This is a genomic window from Halobacterium jilantaiense, from assembly GCF_900110535.1.
GTDB lineage: Archaea > Halobacteriota > Halobacteria > Halobacteriales > Halobacteriaceae > Halobacterium > Halobacterium jilantaiense.
The window spans coordinates 120,564-139,655 of record NZ_FOJA01000001.1 but is presented as its reverse complement, the minus strand read 5'-3'; the positions used below and the strand labels follow the sequence as shown (position 1 = coordinate 139,655).

Sequence of the window (19,092 nt, the reverse complement as noted above, 5' to 3'; positions counted from 1 at the left end):
TTCGTCCGTCAGGCGCACCGCGTCGGAGCGCCCGAGCAGAATTCTGCACGTCCGATGAGTTCAAACAGAAGATACTTCCTACTCCCTCAGACAGGCGGAGGCGTGACCCGAAGCAACACGTCTCTCGTGGCCGGGTTCGTCATCGGCCTCGTCTACAATCCCTTTCGCGTCGCGCTGCTCGACATCGTCTCACCCCTCGGTGGCGGCCCACTAGGGATGGAGAACTCGGCCATCGTCGTCACGCTACTGCCGCTGGTCGTTATTCCGGGCGCGGCGGTCGGCGCTGGCTACGTCCTCGGAAACCGCAGCCCGAACGGCGCTCTGGGACTGCCGATGGTAGCGTTCAGCGTCGCCGTAGTCCTCGGCCTGGCCGCGGGAATATGGGTCGCCAGTGTCGTCTTCCCCGACGCTGCGACCGTCCCGACGAACTGGAGGTCAGTCGGCTTCATCGCCGCATCGTTCGCCCCACCGACGGTACACGCGGGCGTCGCCGCACTCGCCGGCGTGCTCGTCGCGGACCGCAACAGGTAGTTCTCTCCGAGTCCTGTCTGGCGGCGTGAGCGACCCACACGAACTCCTGCGCGACGATCCCGACCTTGGGCCGCTGGTCGACGAGCACGGGGCGCTCGTCGTCGAACCCCACGCGGACCCCTTCGAGCGACTCGTCGTCTCTATCGTCCGCCAGCAGGTGTCGATGGACGCCGCGGACGCCATCGAACAGCGGCTGTTCGACGCCGTCGAGGCGACCCCGGAAGCGATGGCGGCCGCCGACCCTGCCGTCCTCCGGGACGCGGGGCTCTCCAGCCAGAAGACCGAGTACGTGCGGAACGTCGCCGAGGCGTTCACCGAGCGCGGCTACGACCACGACTACTTCCGCGACCTGACCGACGACGCCGTCCGCGACGAACTCACGTCCATCTCCGGTGTCGGCCCGTGGACGGCGGACATGTTCCTCATGTTCGGCCTCGGCCGCGAGGACGTCTTCCCGGTCGGCGACCTCGGCATCCGGAAGGGGATGCAGTCACTGTTCGGGGAAGGCACGACACGCGCCGAGATGCGGGACATCGCGGAGCGCTGGCAGCCGTACCGGTCGTACGCGGCGCTGTACGTCTGGCGGGCGTACGAGGGGTAGCGGGGCGCTCTACTCTTCTTCGTCGTCGCTCGGTTCGTCGCCGTCGATGCGGCGGCGGACGTCCACCTGGTAGTGCTGGAGGATGTCCCGCCCGAGCAGGAGCGGGTAGTCCATGTGGCCGCGGTCCTCGAGAGACGCCGCGACCGTGTGGCGGTCGCCCGCCAGCCCGACCACGATGTCGACGACCGGGCGGGCCTTCCCGGACTTCACGCTCCCCGAGCGCACCTTCGTCATCGACTTGATAGGGCCAGCGCCGATTTCGGCGGCGAGCCGGGTGTCGATGCTCGTCCGGGACGCACCCGTGTCGGACTTCGCGACGACGCGCTCGGTGCCGCTGGTGCCCGAGACGAGCACCTCCTCCGTGTAGCCGACGACGGACGTCTCCTCGCCGCCCCGCATCCGCGGGGTGCCCGCGGCGTGCTCCGGCGTGGAGTCGTCGAGCGTACGCGCGACCCGCTGGACGGCGTCGTCGTCGACCTCGCCGCCGCCCGTCTCGATAGCGAGTTTGGCGATGTGCGGCGCGGGACTCACGCCCGTCGCCTCGAACAGCCCCTTGAACCCCGCCGTGGGGTTGACTTCGAGGAGGTGCCAGCCGTCGTCGCCCTCCACGAGGTCCACGCCAGCGTAGTCCAGGCCGACGAGGTCGGCGGCCTCCAGCGCCATGTCGGCGGCCGCCTCGGGGAGGTCGTCGACGCCCTCGACGGCACCGCCGAGCGCGACGTTCGTCCGCCAGTCGTTGTCGGGCGCGTACCGGCGCATCGTCCCGACGATGACGTCGTCGACGACGTACACGCGGAGGTCGCGGTGGCGGCCCTCGTCGCGGTCGACGAGCTCCTGGAGGAACGCAAACCGGTCGCCGACGCGCGGATTCACGCGCTCGTCGGCGCTAATCTTCCACGTACCGCCGCCGTGCGTGCCGATGGCGGTCTTGTAGACGACTTCGTCGCCGTACTTCGCTTTCTCGTCGTTCAGCCGGTCGGCGTCCAGCGCCAGCGTGGCGTCCGGCAGCTGAACGTCGGAGCCGGCAATCGCGGTCGCGGTCGCGAACTTGTGGAACGCCGTGAGGACGTTCTCCGGGCGGTTCAGCGTCGGCCGCAGCCGGCTCAGCGAGAGCGCCAGCCCGAGCAGTTCGGCGGGCTGCTCGGTCTTCGACAGCAGCAGACGGTTCGCGACGACGTCGACGTCCGGGTCGAGGGTGACGTGGCCGTCCTCGATGTCCACCGCGAGGTTGTCCTCGCGCAGCCAGACGCCGTCGTGGCCGAGGTCGTCGACGGCGTTCACGATGGCTTTCGTCTCCTTGCTGTTGTGGAGACTGAGTACGCCCACAGAGACAGGTTCGTCCATTGTCGTGATTGTCGCGTGGCACTGGCAAAATGGTGCCGGTGAGCCGGTGGTGTCGCGGCCCGCGACAACTCCTTTTTGCGTGTCGACACCCAACGCCGGTGCATGACCGACGGGGCGTTCACGTACGAGGACGGGCGCGTCGAACCGGGGGAGCGCGCCGACATCCGGTTCACGGTGAGTGAGACGTACCTCGGCGACCCGGTCCGGGTGCCCGTCTCCATTATCAACGGCGAGCACGACGGGCCGACGGTATTCCTCTCGGCCGCCATCCACGGCGACGAGCTGAACGGCATCGAGGTGGTGCGGGAGGTCGCCCACGACTGGCCGCACGGCAACCTCCACGGCACGCTCGTCTGCATGCCGGTCGTGAACGTCCCCGCGTTCATGGCCCAGCAGCGCTACCTCCCCGTCTACGACCGCGACCTGAACCGGTCGTTCCCGGGCCGCAGCGGCTCGACGAGCTCTCAGCGCATCGCGAAGCGGCTGTTCGAGAACTTCATCGAGCCCTGCGACGTCGGCATCGACTTTCACACCTCCACGCGGGGTCGCACGAACATCCTGCACGTCCGCGCGGAGATGGACGACCCCGGCGTCGACCGGCTCGCCCGGTCGTTCGGGTCGAACGTCGTCATCGACACGGCGGGCTCCGAGGGCACGCTCCGCCGGGAAGCCACGCGCACCGGCGTCCCCACGATTACTGTCGAGATGGGGGAGGCCCACCGATTCCAGCGCAAACTCATCGACCGCGCCATCGACGGCGTCGCGAGCGTGCTCGCCGAGTACGAGTTCTACCCGGCCGAGCCCGTGGACTGGCCGGGTTGGCGGACCATCGTCTCCAGCGACGAGAAGACGTGGCTGCGCGCGGACGTCGGCGGCCTCGTCGAGATGCACGTCCGCCGCGGGTCCCTCGTCGAGGAAGGCGACCGGGTCTGCACCATCACGAACCCGTTCAAGACCGACGTCGTGACGGTCGAAGCGCCGTTCACCGGGCTGCTCGTCGGCGCGCTGGAGAATCCGCTCGTGTATCCGGGGAACCCGCTCTGTCACCTCGTGGAACTGGAGGACCCGACGCTGCGGGCCATCCGGCACGACCGCTCGGGAACGATGCCGGCAGGCCCGGGCTGACGCCGAGCGTGTAGTAACTTCTATGTGCGGCCGGGCCTGACCATCCACTTGGTATGAGCGAGTCGTATGACCGAGGCCTCGTGGAGGATTTCGGCCGGTGGACCGAATTCTCCGCCGGTATGTGGGCCTGGGTGTTTCACAAGTTCACGGGGTGGGTTCTCGTCGGCTACCTGTTCACCCACATCTCGGTCCTGAGCACGTCGCTTCAGGGGGCACAGACGTACAACAACACGCTGAGCGGGCTGGAGAGCCTCGCCGTGGTCCGACTCCTCGAGGTGGGGCTGCTGGCGGTGGCCGTCTTCCACATCCTGAACGGCATCCGGCTGCTGTTCGTGGACCTCGGCGTGGGGCTGGAGGCACAGGACAAGAGTTTCTACGCGTCGCTGGTGTTGACGGGCGTAATCGTCGTCGCCAGTGTCCCGACCTTCCTCGCGGGGGCGTTCTAACATGGCTGAGCGCTACTCCTCGTTCCGGTCGGGGTCGACGACGTGGCTGCTGCAGCGGCTCACCGCGGCGTTCCTCGTAGTCGTGCTGGCGTTCCACTTCTTCAATCTGCACTTCGTCCACCACGCCTACGAGATCGACTTCGCGGGCAGCCAGGTCCGCATGGAGAGCCTGGGCTACTACGTCACGATGATTCTGTTCCTCGTGACGGCGACGTTCCACGGCGTGAACGGCGTCTACAACGCGCTGGTGAACCAGGGTATCGACGGGAAAGCGAAGCGGGCCGCGCAGCTCGTTCTGGGAGTGGCCGGCATCCTGCTGGTCGTCCAGGGCGTCCGCGTGGCGAACGCGCTCGCGGGGTTCTAATATGAGTACGCAGACACCAGAATCCGAGACCGAGTCCGAGACCGAGCCGGAGGCACCGGCGACCACCGACCACCAGCAGCGCCGGATGGACGACAAGCGCGTCCGAGCGGAGGCCCGCGACGAGGCCGCCGCGCAGGCCGCGACGGAGTTCGAAGGCGAGACGGTCGAGCTGAAGGTCTTCCGGTACGACCCCGAGATCGAGGGCAAGGAGGAGCCGCGCTTCGACTCCTTCACCGTCCCGTTCGAGAAGGGGATGACCGTGCTGGACGCGCTCATCTTCGCGCGCGACGAGTACGACTCCAGTCTGACCTTCCGGCACTCCTGCCGGCAGGCGGTCTGTGGCTCGGACGCGTTCTTCGTGAACGGCAGCCAGCGCCTCGGCTGCCAGACCCAGATGGGGGACCTGGAGTGGCCGGTGCGCGTCGAGCCGCTGCCCCACCAGGACGTCGTGAAAGACCTCGTGGTGGAGATGGACCACTTCTACGACCAGATGGAGTCCGTCCAGCCGTTCTTCGACCCGGACGACCTGCCGGACGGGGAGCTAGAAGAGCAGCGACAGGACCGGTCGAACCGCGAGAACATCAAGCTCTCGACGCGCTGCATCTGGTGCGGTGCCTGTATGTCCTCCTGCAACATCGCCGCGGGGGACAACCAGTACCTCGGGCCGGCGGCCATCAACGCGGCTTACCGGTTCTACATGGACGAGCGCGAGGGCGAGCAGAAGCGACAGGAGCGCCTGGAGATCATCGAGCAGGAGCACGGCGTGTGGCGCTGCCAGACGCAGTTCTCCTGCACGGAGGTCTGTCCGAAGGACATCCCGCTGACCGAGCACATCCAGGAGCTCAAGCGAGAAGCGGTCAAGGAGAACCTGAAGTTCTGGTAACATGTACGAGCACGACGTCATCGTGGTCGGCGGCGGCGGCGCGGGGCTCCGCGCGGCCATCGCCGCCCAGGAACAGGGCGCAGACGTAGCGATCGTCACGAAGCTCCACCCGGTCCGCAGCCACACCGGGGCGGCGGAGGGCGGCATCAACGCCGCGCTCCGCGACGGAGACTCGTGGGAGGACCACGCGTACGACACGATGAAGGGGTCGGACTACCTCGGCGACGCCCCCGCAATCGACACGTTCGCGAAGACCGCTCCGGAGGAGGTCATCCAGCTGGAGCACTGGGGGATGCCGTTCTCGCGAGAGGACGACGGCCGCGTGAGCCAGCGGCCGTTCGGCGGCCTGTCGTTCCCGCGGACGACGTACGCGGGCGCGGAGACCGGCCACCACATGCTCCACACGCTGTACCAGCAGGTCGTGAAACGGGGCATCGAGGTGTACGACGAGTGGTACGTCTCGAACCTCGCCGTCACCGACGAGCCGGACCCGAACGACCGCGAGTGCCACGGCGTCGTCGCCTGGGACGTCCAGTCCGGCGAGATTTCGGGCTTCAAGGCCCGCGACGGTGTCATCCTCGCGACCGGCGGGCTCGGGCAGGCCTACGACCACACGACGAACGCCGTCGCGAACACGGGCGACGGCGTCGCGATGGCGTACCGCGCCGGCGTCCCCATCGAGGACATGGAGATGATTCAGTTCCACCCGACAACGCTCCCGTCGACGGGCGTCCTCATCAGCGAGGGTGTGCGCGGTGAAGGTGGTATCCTCTACAACTCGGAGGGCGAGCGCTTCATGTTCGAGTACGGGTACGCGACGAACGACGGCGAACTCGCGTCCCGAGACGTCGTCTCCCGCGCGGAACTCACCGAAATCAACGAGGGCCGCGGCATCGACGACGAGTACGTCTACCTCGACATGCGCCACCTCGGCGAGGAGCGCATCACCGACCGCCTGGAGAACATCCTCCACCTCGCGGAGGACTTCGAGGGCGTCGACGGGCTCGAGGAGCCGATGCCGGTCAAGCCCGGCCAGCACTACGCGATGGGCGGCATCGAGACCAACGAGTTCGGCGAGACGTGCGTCGACGGGCTGTACGCCGCCGGCGAGTGTGGCTGCGTGAGCCTGCACGGCGCGAACCGCCTCGGCGGGAACGCGCTCCCCGAGCTCATCGTGTTCGGCGCGCTCGCGGGCCGACACGCCGCGGGCGAGGACATGGGCGAGGCGCTCATCGAGACCGGCCCGAGCGAGGAGCTCGAACGCGAGGAACTCGGCGTCCCGACCGGCGCGCCGGACGTGGACTCCGCGGAGCCGGCCGCCGACGGCGGCGAGCCGGTCGTCGACGCGCGCTCCCCGGAGGACGTCGTGGCCGACGCCGAAGTCACCGAGGAGGAGCGCATCGAGACGCTGCTCGGGCGCGAGGACGGCGTGAACCACGCCGACGTGCGCGCGGAGCTCCAGCAGTCGATGACGGAGAACGTGAACGTGTTCCGTCAGGAGGAGAACCTCGAACAGGCCTTAGAAGACATCCAAGAGGCCCGGGAGCGCTACCAGGACGTCTACGTCGCTGACAAGTCCCGGACGTTCAACACGGACCTCCAGCACACCATCGAGACGCGGAATCTGCTGGACGTCGCCGAAGCCATCACGATGGGCGCGCTCGCCCGCGACGAGTTCCGTGGCGCGCACTGGCGGAAGGAACACCAGGAGCGCAAGGACGACGAGTGGCTCAAGCACACGATGGTGTCGTGGAACGACGGCGACCCCGAACTCTGGTACCGGCCGGTGCTGCTCGAAGGGCACGACCAGACCTACGAGCCGAAGAACCGCTCGTACTGAGCCCCCGACGCGACTCGTTTTCGCCGCTGTTCGCTGCGGTTACAGGCCGAGGTACTCGACGGCGTCGAAGCCGACGCCGACGTGGTCGATGATGCGGTAGCCGAGCCAGATACCGAAGACGCCCATGACGCCGCCGAGCGAGTGCGGGGCGGGCACGGGGATTCGGAGGAACGCGAAGATAGCGCCGATGGTGACGCCGGCGAGCGTTGCGAGCACGACGAACGTGGTGTTCATGCTCGCGGCGTAGTCGCCGGCCGGCGGAAAACCCAGCGGTTTCGGCGACGCAGTTAGTTCGACGCGTACTCGGTGCGGAAGCCCCGGAACTCGGTGCGGTGGGCTTCCTCGTCGGCGAGAATGGTGACGGCGATGTCCTCGGTCACGGGGTCGTCGGCGTCCTCGGCGGCGTGGACGAGCGACCGGTACGTCTCGATAGCGTCTTCCTCTGCTTCCAGGACGCCGTCGATGACGGAGAGCACGTCCGTGCTGTCCTCGGGCGGCTGGAGGGAGTCCTGGTGGGCTTCGAACTCGCCGGACGCGGGCGGGGCCTCGTCGAGCTGTTTGAGGCGGTGACCGAGCTGTTCGGCGTGCCCGAGTTCCTCCTGGATGTCCGTCTCGAGGGACTCCTTGATGGCTTCCGCGCGGACGCCGTCGAGCACGATGGAGTTCGTCATGTAGTTCATGACGGTCTCGATTTCGTCTTGGTAGGCGGTGCGGAGCAGTCGGGTGACCTCGTCACTCGTCATGATTCTAACAACGCGAGCGAGACGTATAGTGGTGTGTGTCGGTCTGTGGCGTACTCACTGCATAACATTGGCTCGCCGAGCGCGTCCACCGGCAGGGAGATGACCGCGATACGCGCCCCCGGGCTGTCGTCGACGGTCACGCCCAGTGACCCGGGTCCGGAGGAGGTCCTCGACCTGGTGCCTGTGGTCGTCGACCTGTCGTGGTTCCTCGCGGGGCTCGTCGTCGTCGTGGCCGTCGGCTGGCTCGTCGTGGAGCCGTTGGTCGGTCGCGCGGTGCGACGCCGAAACCGCGAGAACCCAACCGTGCAAGAGGCCATCGAGCGCTACGTCCGCGTGGTGTTCGTCGCGCTCGGCGCGGTGGTGGGTGTGTCTGTCGCGGGCTACGGGCAGTTCCTCTCGGACTCCGCGCTCGTGGTGGCGGCCGGTACGCTGGCCGTCGGTGTCGCGGCCCAGACGGTCCTCGGGTCGCTCGTGAGCGGGCTAGTGCTGGTGTTCGACCGGGAGTTCAGCGTCGGGAACTACATCGAGTGGGGCGACCACGAGGGCACCGTCCAGTCTATCCAGTTGCGTGCGACCCGCGTCGAGACGCCGAACGGCGACCTCGTGACGGTGCCGAACACCGTGCTCACGAGCGAGGCCATCGTGCGGCCGTACGGCCGCGAGCGCCACCGGCTCACGACACGCGTGGCCGTGGACTACGAGGAGGACCTGGCGGACGTGCTGGAGTACGTCACCGACGCCGCCGAGGGCGTCGAGGACGTGGTCGAGGACCCCGCGCCGAGGGCGTACGTCGGCGAAATCGGCGAGGGCGTCGTGTTTGTGGACGTCCACTACTGGCTGGAACGCCCGCGGCCCGCGGACGTGTTGGCGGCGCGGTCGGTGTACACGGCGGCGGTGAAGGCCAGACTCGCGAGCGAGGACGTCACCGTCAGCCCGCCGTCCGAGCACGAACTCGGTGGCCGACTCACCGTCGACCGCTGCGAGTAGTCCGCGGCCACCGACCGCCTATGGATGGTGTAACAAACTGCCCCGAGGCCGACACACGGGTATGGTGTTCACACCGACAGCGGGACGGGGAGCCGGGTTGCTGGCGCAGGTGACGCCGCTCCAGTTCGGCGGCGACCTCATCGGGCTCGCTGTCCTGTTCCTGGTGCTCGCGCTGGTCGCAGCGGTCCTGGGTGCGCGCGGCATCGCCGGGCTGAGCATGAGCATCGCGAAGTGGCTGGTCGTCATCTTCGTCGTGCTCGCGGTCGTCACGTTCCTGCTGTGACGGCCGGCGGCGACCCCGGGCAGCCGGGGACAGAGTACGTGCCGCCCGAGGTGACAGTCGCCGGACCGGGCGAACCGGAGGTGGCGGTCGTCGGTGGCGTCCACGGCGACGAGCCCAGCGGCGTCCGGGCGGTGCGGCGGCTCCGCGCCGCCGACCTCGACCTGCGTCGCGGCGTGCTGTTCGTCGTCGCGAACCCGGCGGCGGTCGCGGCCGGGACGCGGTATCTGGACTCCGACCTGAACCGCGTGTTCCCGGGCGACCCCCGCGGCGACCGGGAGCACCGGCTCGCGGCCGACCTCTGCGAGCTGCTCGGGTCCGTCACGACGCTATCCATCCACGGCACGCACTCGCAACGGGAGCCGTTCGCCCTCGTCCACCGCTCGCAGCCGGCCGAGTACGACCTGGCGGCCGCGCTGCCGGTGGAGCACGCCGTCGACCACTCGGGCGTGAACGAGGGGACCATCACGACGTGTGGCTGCCTCGTGGAGGTCGAAGTCGGCATCCAGGGGACCGACGCGGCGGCGGACACGGCCGAGTTTCAGGCGCGGTCGTTCCTCCAGGTGGTCGACGCGCTACCCGGTGAGCCGCCGCCGAGCACGCCGTCGTTCTTCCACATGACCGGGCGCGTGCCGAAACCGCCGGGCGCTCGCGGCGAGCTGTTCGTCGAGAACTTCGAGTCCGTCCCCGAGGGTGCCGTCTACGGCCGGGTTGACGGCCGCGAGCTCGTCGCCGAAGCGGCGTTCTACCCGATTCTGATGTCCGAGACCGGCTACGCGGACATCTTCGGCTACCGCGGTCGGAAGCTCGGAGACTCGCTGGCGGGCGTGCCCGCGAGCTGGCTCGGACGGTGAGCGCGGCCGGGTCAGTCGCCGGGGCTGCGGGCACCCACGACCTGCGTGACGTGCGAGAGCGTCACCAGCCCGAGGCCGCCGACGAGGTTGCCGGCCGTCGAGACAGCCAGTACCTCCGCGAGTGTCGCGTACCCGACGTTCCCACCGAACAGCATCCCGACGTACACGTGGACGACGGTGACGACGACGTGGTGGAACGGCCCGAGCGCGAGCAGGAACCCCACCATGAACGACAGCGAGATGCGAGCGCCGGCGGTGTCGACGGCCTGCAGCATGAACGACAGCAGGGCGACGAGCGCGCCGCCGATGACCGCGCTCCCGAACGCCGCAGCGGGCTGGCGGCCCGCGACTGTCTCCGCGGTGTCGACGAGGGCCGTGACCGACGGAGACGGGATGGCACCCTCGACGGCGACGAACGCGGCGAGCGCGACCGCACCCGCGAAGTTGAACGCGAGCGTGACGGTCCAGAGGCGGACGAGGGGGCCGACGAGCCAGGTGTCGTCGGCGTCGAAGGCGGCGGCGACCGGGTCGAAGAAGTTCTCGTTGAACAGCTCTGTGCGACCGACGACGAGGAAGACGAGCGACGGTGCGAACGCGAGCGACCCGGCGACGGCGGCGAGCTCCTCGAATTCGGGTTCGACGGCGGCGTGGACGATGCCGAGCGCGACGATACCGAACACGACGGTGAAGCCGGCGATGAAACTCGTCGAGAGCAGTTCCAGGGTGGACTGGTCGAGACGCCGGTCGCCCTCGTCGACGGCGCGGTCGAATATCTCCTCGGGGTCGGGGGCACTGCTCACGCAGAGCTAGTCGACTGGCGCGGCGAAAAGAGTGGGCGACGCTTTCGGGCGACACAGCCGCCGTACGCCGTTCATAACAAAGCCTGCGGACCGACACAGCCCTTGGAAGACGGTCCGGTGAGCGCGGGGGCGAGTCTGGGTGGTCCGGAGTGAGCAGTCCGGGCCGCCGCCGCGACTCATCTGGGACCGGTGTCAACCATGCCAGCGACAGACGCCTCGGAGACGGTCGTCATCGTGAACCCGAACAGCGGCGACGCCGACCACGCGGACGCGGTGCGACACCGAACCGAGCTGCTGGGGTACGACTACCGCGAGACGGAGGCCGCGGAGGACACCGTGACGTTCGCCCGGGAAGCCGCGGCAGACGGTGCCGACACCGTCGTCGCGGTGGGCGGGGACGGCACCGTCAACGAAGTGGTGCGGGGCCTCGACGAGGCCGACGCCCTCGACAGCGTCACGCTCGGCGTCGTCCCCGCCGGCACCGGGAACAGCTTCGCCGGCAACATCGGGGTGGAGAGCATCGACCACGCCTTCGACGTGGTCGAGGACGGCCGGCGGCGTCGCATCGACCTGGGGCGTGCCGACGATTCGGTGTTCGTGAACTCCTGTGTCGCGGGGTTGACCGCGGAAGCGAGCGCCGACGCGTCCAGCGACATGAAGAGCCAGCTGGGGGTGCTCGCGTACGTCGTGTCGACCGTGCGGTCGGTCTCCGAGTTCGACGCGCTCCCGCTGGCCGTCGACGCCTACGGAGACGGCGGGGAGACGACCGCCTGGGAGGGGGAGGCGCTGATGGTGCTCGTGGGGAACGCGCGGCGGTTCGTTCGGGGCGACGACACGCAGGCGGCCGTCGAGGACGGCGAGTTCGAGGTGACGGTCGTGGAAGACGTCTCGACGCTGGACGTGATGGGGGAGGCCGTCACGTCGGGGTTGTTCGCGGCGGACTCCGAGTACGTCCAGCGGTTCCGAGCGCCGGCCCTCGAACTCACGCTCCGGGAGTCGGAGTCGGTCCGGTTCAGTCTGGACGGCGAGATGCTGTCCCGGAGTTCGCTGTCCGTTCGCACCGACCCGGGTGCCCTCGAGGTGGCGGTCGGAGACGGCTACGACCCCGACCCGGGGGGACTGTGAGCCGGCTCCCACTCCCAGTGGGGCCCCGGGAGGTGGTCGCGTGTTCGACGTAGACCTCCACGCCCACACGCGGTTCTTCCACTGGGCGGCGGGCCGGCCGACGGCCTACGACCCCGTGGGGGCGCGGGCGCTGGCGGCGATGAGCCGTCAGCGCGGCCTGGACGGCGTCGCGCTCACGAACCACGACTACTACCGCGCACTCTCGGCGGGCGGCGACACCCCGGTGTTTCTGCCCGGTGTCGAGGTGTCGACCACGCGCGGTCACGCGCTCGTGGTCGGCCCGGACCCGCCGACGGCCACGAACCCCAGAGCGATGACGCCAGCACAGGTCGTGTCGATGGCCCACGACAGGGGCTGTGCTGCCATCATCCCGCACCCCTACCGGCGCGGGACGGTCCTGGACGCCGAGGCCGACTTCGACGCCGTCGAGATCAACGGCAAGCACCCGAGCAGCGCGGACCGGGTGCGGCGGCTCGCCGACGACCTCGACCTCCCCATCGTCGCGGGCAGCGACGCGCACTTCCCGTTCGAGGCGGGGCGGGCGTACACCCGCATCGACGCCGACGAACTCACTCCGGAGGCGGTCGTCGAAGCGATACGCGACGGGCGCGTGGAGCCGAAAGTCAACCCCGTGCCCGGCCACCGGCTGCTCCAGCGAGCCTACCACTACGTCCACCTCGCGAAACGGCGCACGAGCCGCGAGTCACTGCTCCCCGGCGGCTGGTAGCCGCTGCGTCCGAGCGACTGGTCCCGGCGCTCGGGGACGCGCCGTCGGTCCGCGGTCAGTCCTCCTGAGCCATGTGGATGTGTTCTTTCGGCGCGCCACAGCTCGGGCACTCCTCGGGGATGCCGTCGTCGTCGAGTTCGCCCATCTCGCCGCAGTCCTCGCAGCGCCACATCAGGTACCCCTCGCCGAAGTCCTTCCCGGGGATGTCCTCGGTGTCGGTCTCTGCGGCGGGGCCGGCGTTCTCGGACTGCGCGACGTCCGCGCCGGCCTGAACGACTTCGACCGCGAACCCCTCGTCAGTGAAGTCGGTGACGATACCGAGCACGCGGCCGTCGTCGTCGTAGACGGTGTCTCCGGACTCGATGCTGGCGGTCTCCTCGGCGTCGTCGTGGGTCTCGTTCATTGTGGGTTGGTGTGTCGCGTCGGTCGGTTCACGCGCGATGCCGGCTCGGGTCGGCGGCGTTCAGAACGACTCGTGCTCGTCGTCGGTGCTCTCGTCTGGCGTCGACCCGCCGCGGTCGCTGTAGTTGTCGCGGCCGACGGCCTCGGTACCGACGAGATTGTGGATGGCCGTCCGGACTGCCTCGGCGTCGTCGAACTCCTGGTCGTCCTCCTCGTAGAGTCCGAGCACCTCCCCGACGCGCTGGGACCCGCCCGGCAACTCGATTTCGCGGTCGCCGTACTCGTCGACGAGCGCCGACGCCGACGCCGGGTAGTCGTGGGCCTCCAGGTCGTCGTCGAGGGCCCCGAGTTCGATACCCTGGCTCCGGCTGTCGTCGCTGTCCGTCGAATCCGCTTCCGGCTCGTCCTCGGGTGCCATACGGCCAGGTACGGCGACTCGCGGTAAACGTGTTGTTTCAGATTACGTTCCTTGCGACTGCAACAGGGCGGCGGTAGACCGCGAACGATACTCGACAGCCCGACCCTACTCGCGTCCGCCGCCAGCAGCGGGCGTACAGCGGCCAGTTAGCAGCGACCGCGTCGCCGCGTAGCGCCGCGTTTCTCGCGCTACACGCCAAATAACATTGCCGCTGTCGCTGGTAGCGGTTCCACCACACCGAGGGTCGAAACAATGGAGACACGGGGTACCACGGACGTCGGTTCCGGTCGCACTGGTCGGTCGAGCACTCGCAGCGTCGGCTCGGTCGAGTCACGAGCGAGACAACGCGAGACGCGGGCCGAGAGGCCACTTGGGCAGGGAGCCGTGGAGGTGGGCGGCCGGTGACCTCTGTCGTGGAGGCGGCGGTGCCGGCCGACCAGCTCGCGCTCGCGGCGACGCTCCGGACGGTCCCGGACGCCCGGGTGGACGCCGTCCGGACGGTGGCCGCCGGGTCTGACTCGATGCTGCCCGTCCTCGTCTTCGACGGCCACTACGAGGACGTGGAGCCCGCGCTCCGCGACGACCCGAGCGTGGCGTCCGTCTCGCCGCTGGCGACGCTGGAGAAGGAGTGCGTCTATCAGGTGGAGTGGGCGGACGACGCGAGCGACCGCCTCGAAACGATGTTCCCGGAGGCGGGAGCCGTGATGCGCACGCGGGCCGCCGACGAGAAGTGGTGTTTCCGGGCGCTGTTCGCCGACCGCGGCCCGATGGAGGACTGGTACCACGGCTGCCGGGACGCCGGGCTGGACGTCGACGTGGAGTCCGTCCACGACCCGACGGAGTCGGTGCGCTCGCGCCAGCACGGACTCAGCCGCAAGCAGTACGTCGCTCTGGAGACCGCGCTCCAGCACGGCTTCTACGACATCCCGCGGAAGGTCACGCTCGAAGAGCTCGCTGACGAGTTCGACGTCAGCCACCAGGCGCTCTCCGAGCGGCTCTCGCGCGCCCACCGGTCGACGATAGCGAACGTCGTCGCGGCGGACTTCCCGGTCGCACGCGTCGAGTGACAGCGGGGTGTCCGACCCCTCGTGAAGGGGTTGCACTCGAAAGGGACGAGCGCAACCGTGCGCTCGGTGTTCTGTCGTGGTACGAACGACGGGTCACGGGGTGGTCGGAGTGGACGTCGTTCGGGGACACCAATGACACTCACAACGGGCATTGAGCTCGAGCTATGGGTAATCGACGAGCACGGCTGCCTGTGCGGCGGTCGGCAGATAGCCGACGCCCACGAGCGAATCGAACCCGAGTTCGTGGGGCCGCTGCTGGAGGTCCGGACCGCGCCCCGGGACTCGGAGGTCGCGCTCCGGCGTGACCTCGAAGACGTCCTCGGGACCGCCATCCGGGCGGCCCGGGCCGAGGGCAAGCGCCTCGTCCCGCTCGGAACCCCACTGACAGAGGTGGACGACCCAGCGCCGTCCGAGCGCGGCGAACTCTTCGAGCGCATCTACGGCGACGGCGTGCGGGCGGCGAAGAACTGCGCGGGCACGCACCTCCACTTCGAGCGCACCGAGCCGACCAGCCAGCTGAACCTCCTGACCGCGCTCGACCCGGCGCTGGCGCTCGTCAGCTCCTCGCCGTACTACTGCGGGCAGCGCTCCCAGCGCTCCGCTCGCGCCCACGCCTACCGGCGCGAGTGCGGGACGGCGTTCACGCCGTACTGCGACCTCTGGTCGTACGTCGACTCGGTCGCGGAGTGGGAGGACCGCGTCGACCGCGCCTTCGAGTCGTTCACGTCGCTCGCCGCCGAGCGCGGCGTCTCGCCGTCACGCGTGGAGCGCGCGTTCACGCCGGAGGATGCCGTGTTGAACCCGGTTCGGCTGCGGCGCTGTCAGCCGACCGTGGAGTGGCGGGCACCGGACGCGGCGCTCCCGTCGGAGGTCGTCTCGCTGGCCGCCGACGTCGGCGGCCTCGTCGCCCAGACCGAGGAGGCCCCCGTGACGGTCGGCGACCCCGGCGTCTACGACGACCGCGTCGGCGTGCCGGCGTTCGACGACCTCTACGACCTGAGCCGGGTGGCAATCGCGTTCGGGCTGTCGCCCGAGCCAGTGCGTGACTACCTGCAGCGGTTCGGCTTCGGCTGCTCGACGTACGACCCGCTCTCGGAGCGCCTCGGCGGCTCGGAGGCCGTCAGCGAGGAACGGGCCCGAGAGATGCGTCTGGAGCAGGCTCGCCGCCTGGAGGCGGACGTGGCGGGGTTGCTGGACGTCGAACCGTCGCCGCCGAGCCGAGTCGAGGAGGCCTGACGCCGCGCCTTGCAGGTGCCAGTCCCGGGCTTATCAGGCGGTAACACGTAGGTATGAGGTGTCGATGCATTCCTGTCAGGAACGACGGAGCGGCGGTCTCGAAGCGAACGCGGGCCGTGACCGGCGCTCCGTCCGGACGCCGCGATGAACTACGTCTACCTCGCTGCGGGGGTGGCGGTGCTGGTGCTGGCCGTCGTCGACATCCTCTGGACGACACTGTGGGTCGACGGCGGCGCTGGCCCCATCTCCACCCGACTGATACCCGGGCTCTGGGCGGTGATTCGGCGACTCGGCGGCCGCCGCTCGCGGGCGCTCAGCCTCGCCGGGCCCGTCATCCTCACGCTGACGCTCGTCACGTGGGTGGCGCTCATCTGGGGCGGCTGGACGCTCGTGTTCGGGGCCGGCGGGGACGCACTCGTCAACGCCCGCGACAGCCGCCCTATCACGTGGGCGAACCGGTTATACTTCGTCGCGTACACGATGTTCACGATGGGGAACGGAGACTACTACCCGCCGACCGGCGGTTGGCAGGTCGCGGCGTCCCTGACGACCGCCAGCGGGATGCTGTTCGTCACGATGGGCGTCTCCTACGTGTTCTCCGTGTTGAGCGCGGTCACAGAGAAGCGGTCGTTCGCGAGCAGCGTCACCGGCCTCGGAGACTCCGCCGAGGCGGCCGTGGAGACCGGCTGGGACGCGGGCGGGTTCCGTGGACTCGACCTCCCGCTGAACTCGCTGGCCACCGAGCTCGACACGCTCGCGACCCAGCACAAGGCCTACCCGATCCTGCACTACTACCACAGCGAGGAGGCGACCCAGGCGTCCGCGATGGGGGTCGCCATCTTCGACGAGGCGCTGACGGTGCTGCGGTTCGGCGTCCAGCGGGACGCCCAGCCGAACCGCGCGCTCGTGGCGAACGCCCGCAGCGCCGTCGACAACTACCTGGAGACCCTGAACGAGTCGTTTTTCGACCCGGCAGCGAACGCCCCGGACCCGCCGGACCTCGACCGCGTGCAGGAAGCGGGCGTGCCGACAGTCCAAGACGAGGAGTTCGCGGCGGCCGTCGACGGGCAGGCGGACCGCCGCCGGAAGCTGCTCGGCGTCGTGCACAGCGACGCCTGGCGCTGGCCGCCCTCCGACGATGACTGAGCCGCTGTTCTTCGACGGCTGGGAGCCGCTCGTCCGCATCACAGTCGTCGGTGTCAGCATGTACGTCACGCTGGTGTTGTTCCTGCGACTGTCCGGGAGCCGGACGCTGTCGACGATGAACGCCTTCGACTTCATCGTCACTGTCGCCATCGGCTCCGTGTTCGGCCGCGCGCTCACGGCGAAAGCCGTCTCGCTGACGGAGGCCGTCGTGGCGTTCGCCCTGCTCATCGCGCTCCAGTTCGTCGTCACGAAGCTGCAGGTGCGCTGGCCGGTGTTCGGGCGCGCCGTGACGAACCCGCCGACGCTGCTGTACTTCCGCGGGCAGTTCCTCCGGCCGGCGATGCGCGAGCAGCGCGTCACCGAGTCCGAACTCCAGACGGCGGCCCGGAAGAAAGACCACAGCTCGCTGGACGAGGTGGAGGCCGTCGTCCTGGAGGCCAGCGGCGAGTTCTCGGTCGTGGCGTCCGTCGAGAACCCCGAAACGTTCGGTGCGAACCTCGACGAGAACATCCTCGACGAGGAGTTCTTCGACGACTCGTAGCCGGCTCGGTCAGTCCAGCACGAAGGGACCGCTGGAGGTGGTGTGGCGGGCGACCGTCGCCGTCCGCAGGACGTACGCCGTCAGGGTGAGGTAGGGTGCCAGGGAGACGGTGAACGTCGTCGCGATGAAGACCTGCAGCGGCGGGAGGCCGAACAGCCAGACGCGCGGGACACTGCCGGCGTCCAGCGCGAGGATGGTCCAGGCGGTCACCAGCACCGCCGGCAGCGAGATGACCAGCAGCGTCCGCGAGAACGCCGATATCTCGCGCGTGTAGTACAGCGTCTTGAAGTACTCGCGGCCGGTCTCGAACAGCTCGACGCCTTCGAGGAGTGCGTCGAAGCGCGCCTCGTGGACGTCCTCGATGTGGTCGGCGTGCCGCAGCCGGATGGCCGCCAGTTCGTCTGTGACCTCGCCGAAGTTCGCGTTCAGCGCGACCCACAGCGTGCCGAAGTCAGCGCCGCCGACCTGCTCGGTTGGCGCGTCCAGGCTCCCGACGGAGTCGTCGACGAGGTCGGCGAACGATTCGACGTCCTCGACGAACTCCTCGGGCTCCCCGTCGGACAGCGAGTCCTCGAGGGCGCGCGTCCGCTCCTGCATCGCGGTGACCACCTGTTCGAGGAACCGCTCGGGAGTGGTGGGGCCGCGCTCCCCGCCGACCAGTTGGCCGACGGCACGTCGGAAGTCGGTCGTGCCCTCCACGCGGTCCTTCTGAGCGGTCAGCGACGTGATGTCGTGCGTGAGGACGATGGAGTTGATGGAGACGACGATGGACACCAGGAGGATGATGCCGCTGAGTAGCTGCGTGAGCACCGTCTGGACGCTGTCGGTCTCCGTCAACAGCTGCTGCATCTCGATGGTCCAGAGGTAGCTGACGCCGAGGGTGGCGGCGAACGTGACTGTGAGCAGCGCGCCGGTGACGGCCCGCCGGTCCGCGTCGAGGAGTACCCACCGGAACAGTCGCACGCGGTAGCCGCCGACCGGGACTGGGACCCAGTCCCGCAGCCCGTAGACGCGGTCCGCGAGGCTCATCGCGTGGCCGCCGCGCCGAGCGCTGGGGCTCCGCGAGGCACTGCTCGGCTCCGGACGCCGACGCGGCGCGCAGTCGCCGCGGGACGGCGGGGGCCGTCGGTCGCGTCCGCGGGCGTCGGCAGGCGGTCTCGCCTACGCACTCGCCATGTCGCGGCAGGTCTCAGCGCAGTCCCGGAGGACGTCGGCACAGACCTGGCAGTGGTCGGCGTCGTGTTGCTCGCACTCGTCGGCGCAGGCCTCGCAGGCGTCTGCGCAGACTGCTGCGAGGTCCCCGCTGTACTGGGAGTCTCGCGCCATGAAGCGGGCGTGCAGGGAGGTGAGGTCCGCGACGTCCCGGCAGAGTCGGGCGCACTCCTCCATCTCGTCGTCGGCGAGGCACTCGTCTGCGCACCACTCACAGACCTCGCTGGCCTCGTTGCAGTTCTCGATGCAGTCGCGCTGGTCGTCGCTCAGGTGGTCGATTTCGGAGACGGTCTCTGCGAGTGACATGCGGGCAGACGTTCGCCGGCCAGCGTGTTGACCGCGTGGCTTGCCACGACAAGCCAGCCAAGTCGGGGCATAGAATAGAGTGGTTCTAATGCCTCAATAACCCCTATCGCGTTA

At 69.2% G+C, this 19,092-nt stretch carries 24 protein-coding genes; 16 read left to right on the top strand and 8 right to left on the bottom strand.

Annotated features, from left to right (window positions below; all coding sequences use genetic code 11):
- The first annotated feature begins 102 nt into the window (after window positions 1-102).
- Both BMW35_RS00800 and BMW35_RS00795 read left to right on the top strand, forming a co-directional pair.
- Window positions 103-531: a hypothetical protein gene (locus BMW35_RS00800; RefSeq protein WP_089667254.1), complete on the top strand. Its 429-nt coding sequence runs from the start codon at window positions 103-105 to the stop codon at window positions 529-531.
- Between the two features lie 25 nt (window positions 532-556).
- A complete protein-coding gene (locus BMW35_RS00795; RefSeq protein WP_089667253.1) occupies window positions 557-1,132 on the top strand; it encodes a DNA-3-methyladenine glycosylase family protein in 576 nt (191 codons plus the stop codon).
- A 9-nt stretch (window positions 1,133-1,141) separates the two neighbouring features.
- Here the strand turns inward: BMW35_RS00795 and BMW35_RS00790 are convergent, their stop codons facing one another.
- Window positions 1,142-2,476 (bottom strand): putative ATP-dependent zinc protease, encoded by a 1,335-nt coding sequence (locus BMW35_RS00790; protein ID WP_089667252.1) that lies wholly within the window; start codon window positions 2,474-2,476, stop codon window positions 1,142-1,144.
- A 102-nt stretch (window positions 2,477-2,578) separates the two neighbouring features.
- Between BMW35_RS00790 and BMW35_RS00785 the strand changes: the two genes are divergently transcribed.
- From BMW35_RS00785 to BMW35_RS00765, 5 genes are read left to right on the top strand one after another with little or no spacing between them, the layout of a single operon-like run.
- Window positions 2,579-3,601, top strand: a complete 1,023-nt coding sequence (locus tag BMW35_RS00785) for a succinylglutamate desuccinylase/aspartoacylase family protein (protein ID WP_089667251.1) — start codon at window positions 2,579-2,581, stop codon at window positions 3,599-3,601.
- 53 nt (window positions 3,602-3,654) lie between these two features.
- Window positions 3,655-4,047 carry a succinate dehydrogenase, cytochrome b556 subunit gene (gene sdhC, locus BMW35_RS00780; RefSeq protein WP_089667250.1) on the top strand — a complete coding sequence of 131 codons (393 nt, stop codon included), beginning with the start codon at window positions 3,655-3,657 and terminating at the stop codon, window positions 4,045-4,047.
- 1 nt (window position 4,048) lies between these two features.
- Window positions 4,049-4,411 carry a succinate dehydrogenase hydrophobic membrane anchor subunit gene (locus tag BMW35_RS00775; protein ID WP_089667249.1) on the top strand — a complete coding sequence of 121 codons (363 nt, stop codon included), beginning with the start codon at window positions 4,049-4,051 and terminating at the stop codon, window positions 4,409-4,411.
- Between the two features lies 1 nt (window position 4,412).
- Entirely contained in the window at window positions 4,413-5,294 is an 882-nt protein-coding gene (locus BMW35_RS00770; RefSeq protein ID WP_089667248.1) for a succinate dehydrogenase/fumarate reductase iron-sulfur subunit, read from the top strand.
- Between the two features lies 1 nt (window position 5,295).
- On the top strand, window positions 5,296-7,134 hold the full coding sequence (locus tag BMW35_RS00765; RefSeq protein WP_089667247.1) for an FAD-binding protein: 1,839 nt from the start codon (window positions 5,296-5,298) through the stop codon (window positions 7,132-7,134).
- Between the two features lie 39 nt (window positions 7,135-7,173).
- On the opposite strand, the gene BMW35_RS00760 is transcribed toward BMW35_RS00765, so the two are convergent.
- Window positions 7,174-7,368, bottom strand: coding sequence for a XapX domain-containing protein (locus BMW35_RS00760; protein ID WP_089667246.1), 195 nt, complete (start codon window positions 7,366-7,368; stop codon window positions 7,174-7,176).
- 53 nt (window positions 7,369-7,421) lie between these two features.
- Complete coding sequence (locus tag BMW35_RS00755) at window positions 7,422-7,877, bottom strand: ferritin-like domain-containing protein (protein ID WP_089667245.1); 456 nt, start codon at window positions 7,875-7,877, stop codon at window positions 7,422-7,424.
- Window positions 7,878-7,976: 99 nt separating this feature from the next.
- On the opposite strand from BMW35_RS00755, the gene BMW35_RS00750 reads away from it, so the two are divergent.
- The 3 genes from BMW35_RS00750 to BMW35_RS00740 all read left to right on the top strand — a co-directional run bounded on the left by BMW35_RS00750 (window position 7,977) and on the right by BMW35_RS00740 (window position 9,998).
- On the top strand, window positions 7,977-8,864 hold the full coding sequence (locus BMW35_RS00750; RefSeq protein ID WP_089667244.1) for a mechanosensitive ion channel family protein: 888 nt from the start codon (window positions 7,977-7,979) through the stop codon (window positions 8,862-8,864).
- A 61-nt stretch (window positions 8,865-8,925) separates the two neighbouring features.
- Window positions 8,926-9,147 carry a DUF1328 family protein gene (locus BMW35_RS00745; RefSeq protein ID WP_089667243.1) on the top strand — a complete coding sequence of 74 codons (222 nt, stop codon included), beginning with the start codon at window positions 8,926-8,928 and terminating at the stop codon, window positions 9,145-9,147.
- On the top strand, window positions 9,144-9,998 hold the full coding sequence (locus BMW35_RS00740; RefSeq protein ID WP_089667242.1) for a M14 family metallopeptidase: 855 nt from the start codon (window positions 9,144-9,146) through the stop codon (window positions 9,996-9,998). Before BMW35_RS00745 ends, BMW35_RS00740 begins: the two co-directional genes overlap by 4 nt.
- Window positions 9,999-10,009: 11 nt before the next feature.
- Here BMW35_RS00740 and BMW35_RS00735 read toward each other — a convergent pair whose 3' ends face one another.
- Window positions 10,010-10,798 carry a formate/nitrite transporter family protein gene (locus tag BMW35_RS00735; protein WP_089667241.1) on the bottom strand — a complete coding sequence of 263 codons (789 nt, stop codon included), beginning with the start codon at window positions 10,796-10,798 and terminating at the stop codon, window positions 10,010-10,012.
- A 198-nt stretch (window positions 10,799-10,996) separates the two neighbouring features.
- On the opposite strand from BMW35_RS00735, the gene BMW35_RS00730 reads away from it, so the two are divergent.
- Both BMW35_RS00730 and BMW35_RS00725 read left to right on the top strand, forming a co-directional pair.
- A complete protein-coding gene (locus BMW35_RS00730; protein ID WP_089667240.1) occupies window positions 10,997-11,923 on the top strand; it encodes a diacylglycerol/lipid kinase family protein in 927 nt (308 codons plus the stop codon).
- A 40-nt stretch (window positions 11,924-11,963) separates the two neighbouring features.
- Complete coding sequence (locus BMW35_RS00725; protein ID WP_089667239.1) at window positions 11,964-12,650, top strand: PHP domain-containing protein; 687 nt, start codon at window positions 11,964-11,966, stop codon at window positions 12,648-12,650.
- 55 nt (window positions 12,651-12,705) lie between these two features.
- On the opposite strand, the gene BMW35_RS00720 is transcribed toward BMW35_RS00725, so the two are convergent.
- Together BMW35_RS00720 and BMW35_RS00715 are read right to left on the bottom strand one after the other, a co-directional pair.
- Window positions 12,706-13,053, bottom strand: coding sequence for a DUF7130 family rubredoxin-like protein (locus tag BMW35_RS00720; RefSeq protein ID WP_089667238.1), 348 nt, complete (start codon window positions 13,051-13,053; stop codon window positions 12,706-12,708).
- 60 nt (window positions 13,054-13,113) lie between these two features.
- On the bottom strand, window positions 13,114-13,470 hold the full coding sequence (locus tag BMW35_RS00715) for a DUF5789 family protein (RefSeq protein ID WP_089667237.1): 357 nt from the start codon (window positions 13,468-13,470) through the stop codon (window positions 13,114-13,116).
- A gap of 401 nt (window positions 13,471-13,871) precedes the next feature.
- Between BMW35_RS00715 and BMW35_RS00710 the strand changes: the two genes are divergently transcribed.
- The 4 genes from BMW35_RS00710 (at window position 13,872) to BMW35_RS00695 (ending at window position 17,460) form a co-directional block, all read left to right on the top strand.
- Window positions 13,872-14,537, top strand: coding sequence for a helix-turn-helix domain-containing protein (locus tag BMW35_RS00710; protein WP_143052115.1), 666 nt, complete (start codon window positions 13,872-13,874; stop codon window positions 14,535-14,537).
- 132 nt (window positions 14,538-14,669) lie between these two features.
- The gene (locus tag BMW35_RS00705; protein ID WP_089667235.1) at window positions 14,670-15,773 is read left to right on the top strand and encodes a glutamate-cysteine ligase family protein; all 1,104 of its coding nucleotides are present in this window, start codon (window positions 14,670-14,672) and stop codon (window positions 15,771-15,773) included.
- A 144-nt stretch (window positions 15,774-15,917) separates the two neighbouring features.
- Window positions 15,918-16,919, top strand: coding sequence for a potassium channel family protein (locus BMW35_RS00700; protein ID WP_089667234.1), 1,002 nt, complete (start codon window positions 15,918-15,920; stop codon window positions 16,917-16,919).
- On the top strand, window positions 16,912-17,460 hold the full coding sequence (locus BMW35_RS00695; protein ID WP_089667233.1) for a DUF421 domain-containing protein: 549 nt from the start codon (window positions 16,912-16,914) through the stop codon (window positions 17,458-17,460). The genes BMW35_RS00700 and BMW35_RS00695 overlap by 8 nt, the downstream gene beginning before the upstream one ends.
- A 9-nt stretch (window positions 17,461-17,469) precedes the next feature.
- On the opposite strand, the gene BMW35_RS00690 is transcribed toward BMW35_RS00695, so the two are convergent.
- Together BMW35_RS00690 and BMW35_RS00685 are read right to left on the bottom strand one after the other, a co-directional pair.
- Window positions 17,470-18,489: a DUF7972 family membrane protein gene (locus BMW35_RS00690; RefSeq protein ID WP_089667232.1), complete on the bottom strand. Its 1,020-nt coding sequence runs from the start codon at window positions 18,487-18,489 to the stop codon at window positions 17,470-17,472.
- A gap of 132 nt (window positions 18,490-18,621) precedes the next feature.
- Window positions 18,622-18,978 carry a four-helix bundle copper-binding protein gene (locus tag BMW35_RS00685; RefSeq protein ID WP_089667231.1) on the bottom strand — a complete coding sequence of 119 codons (357 nt, stop codon included), beginning with the start codon at window positions 18,976-18,978 and terminating at the stop codon, window positions 18,622-18,624.
- Window positions 18,979-19,092 lie beyond the last annotated feature (114 nt).

Bases quoted from the DNA above. Each gene is read 5' to 3' on its own strand.
- BMW35_RS00720 (WP_089667238.1), bottom strand. From the start codon at position 13,053: ATGAACGAGACCCACGACGACGCCGAGGAGACCGCCAGCATCGAGTCC.
- sdhC (WP_089667250.1), top strand. From the start codon at position 3,655: ATGAGCGAGTCGTATGACCGAGGCCTCGTGGAGGATTTCGGCCGGTGG.
- BMW35_RS00705 (WP_089667235.1), top strand. From the start codon at position 14,670: ATGACACTCACAACGGGCATTGAGCTCGAGCTATGGGTAATCGACGAG.
- BMW35_RS00790 (WP_089667252.1), bottom strand. From the start codon at position 2,476: ATGGACGAACCTGTCTCTGTGGGCGTACTCAGTCTCCACAACAGCAAG.
- BMW35_RS00755 (WP_089667245.1), bottom strand. From the start codon at position 7,877: ATGACGAGTGACGAGGTCACCCGACTGCTCCGCACCGCCTACCAAGAC.
- BMW35_RS00765 (WP_089667247.1), top strand. From the start codon at position 5,296: ATGTACGAGCACGACGTCATCGTGGTCGGCGGCGGCGGCGCGGGGCTC.
- BMW35_RS00745 (WP_089667243.1), top strand. From the start codon at position 8,926: ATGGTGTTCACACCGACAGCGGGACGGGGAGCCGGGTTGCTGGCGCAG.
- BMW35_RS00715 (WP_089667237.1), bottom strand. From the start codon at position 13,470: ATGGCACCCGAGGACGAGCCGGAAGCGGATTCGACGGACAGCGACGAC.
- BMW35_RS00770 (WP_089667248.1), top strand. From the start codon at position 4,413: ATGAGTACGCAGACACCAGAATCCGAGACCGAGTCCGAGACCGAGCCG.
- BMW35_RS00690 (WP_089667232.1), bottom strand. From the start codon at position 18,489: ATGAGCCTCGCGGACCGCGTCTACGGGCTGCGGGACTGGGTCCCAGTC.
- BMW35_RS00785 (WP_089667251.1), top strand. From the start codon at position 2,579: ATGACCGACGGGGCGTTCACGTACGAGGACGGGCGCGTCGAACCGGGG.
- BMW35_RS00760 (WP_089667246.1), bottom strand. From the start codon at position 7,368: ATGAACACCACGTTCGTCGTGCTCGCAACGCTCGCCGGCGTCACCATC.
- BMW35_RS00775 (WP_089667249.1), top strand. From the start codon at position 4,049: ATGGCTGAGCGCTACTCCTCGTTCCGGTCGGGGTCGACGACGTGGCTG.
- BMW35_RS00685 (WP_089667231.1), bottom strand. From the start codon at position 18,978: ATGTCACTCGCAGAGACCGTCTCCGAAATCGACCACCTGAGCGACGAC.
- BMW35_RS00700 (WP_089667234.1), top strand. From the start codon at position 15,918: ATGAACTACGTCTACCTCGCTGCGGGGGTGGCGGTGCTGGTGCTGGCC.
- BMW35_RS00730 (WP_089667240.1), top strand. From the start codon at position 10,997: ATGCCAGCGACAGACGCCTCGGAGACGGTCGTCATCGTGAACCCGAAC.
- BMW35_RS00695 (WP_089667233.1), top strand. From the start codon at position 16,912: ATGACTGAGCCGCTGTTCTTCGACGGCTGGGAGCCGCTCGTCCGCATC.
- BMW35_RS00750 (WP_089667244.1), top strand. From the start codon at position 7,977: ATGACCGCGATACGCGCCCCCGGGCTGTCGTCGACGGTCACGCCCAGT.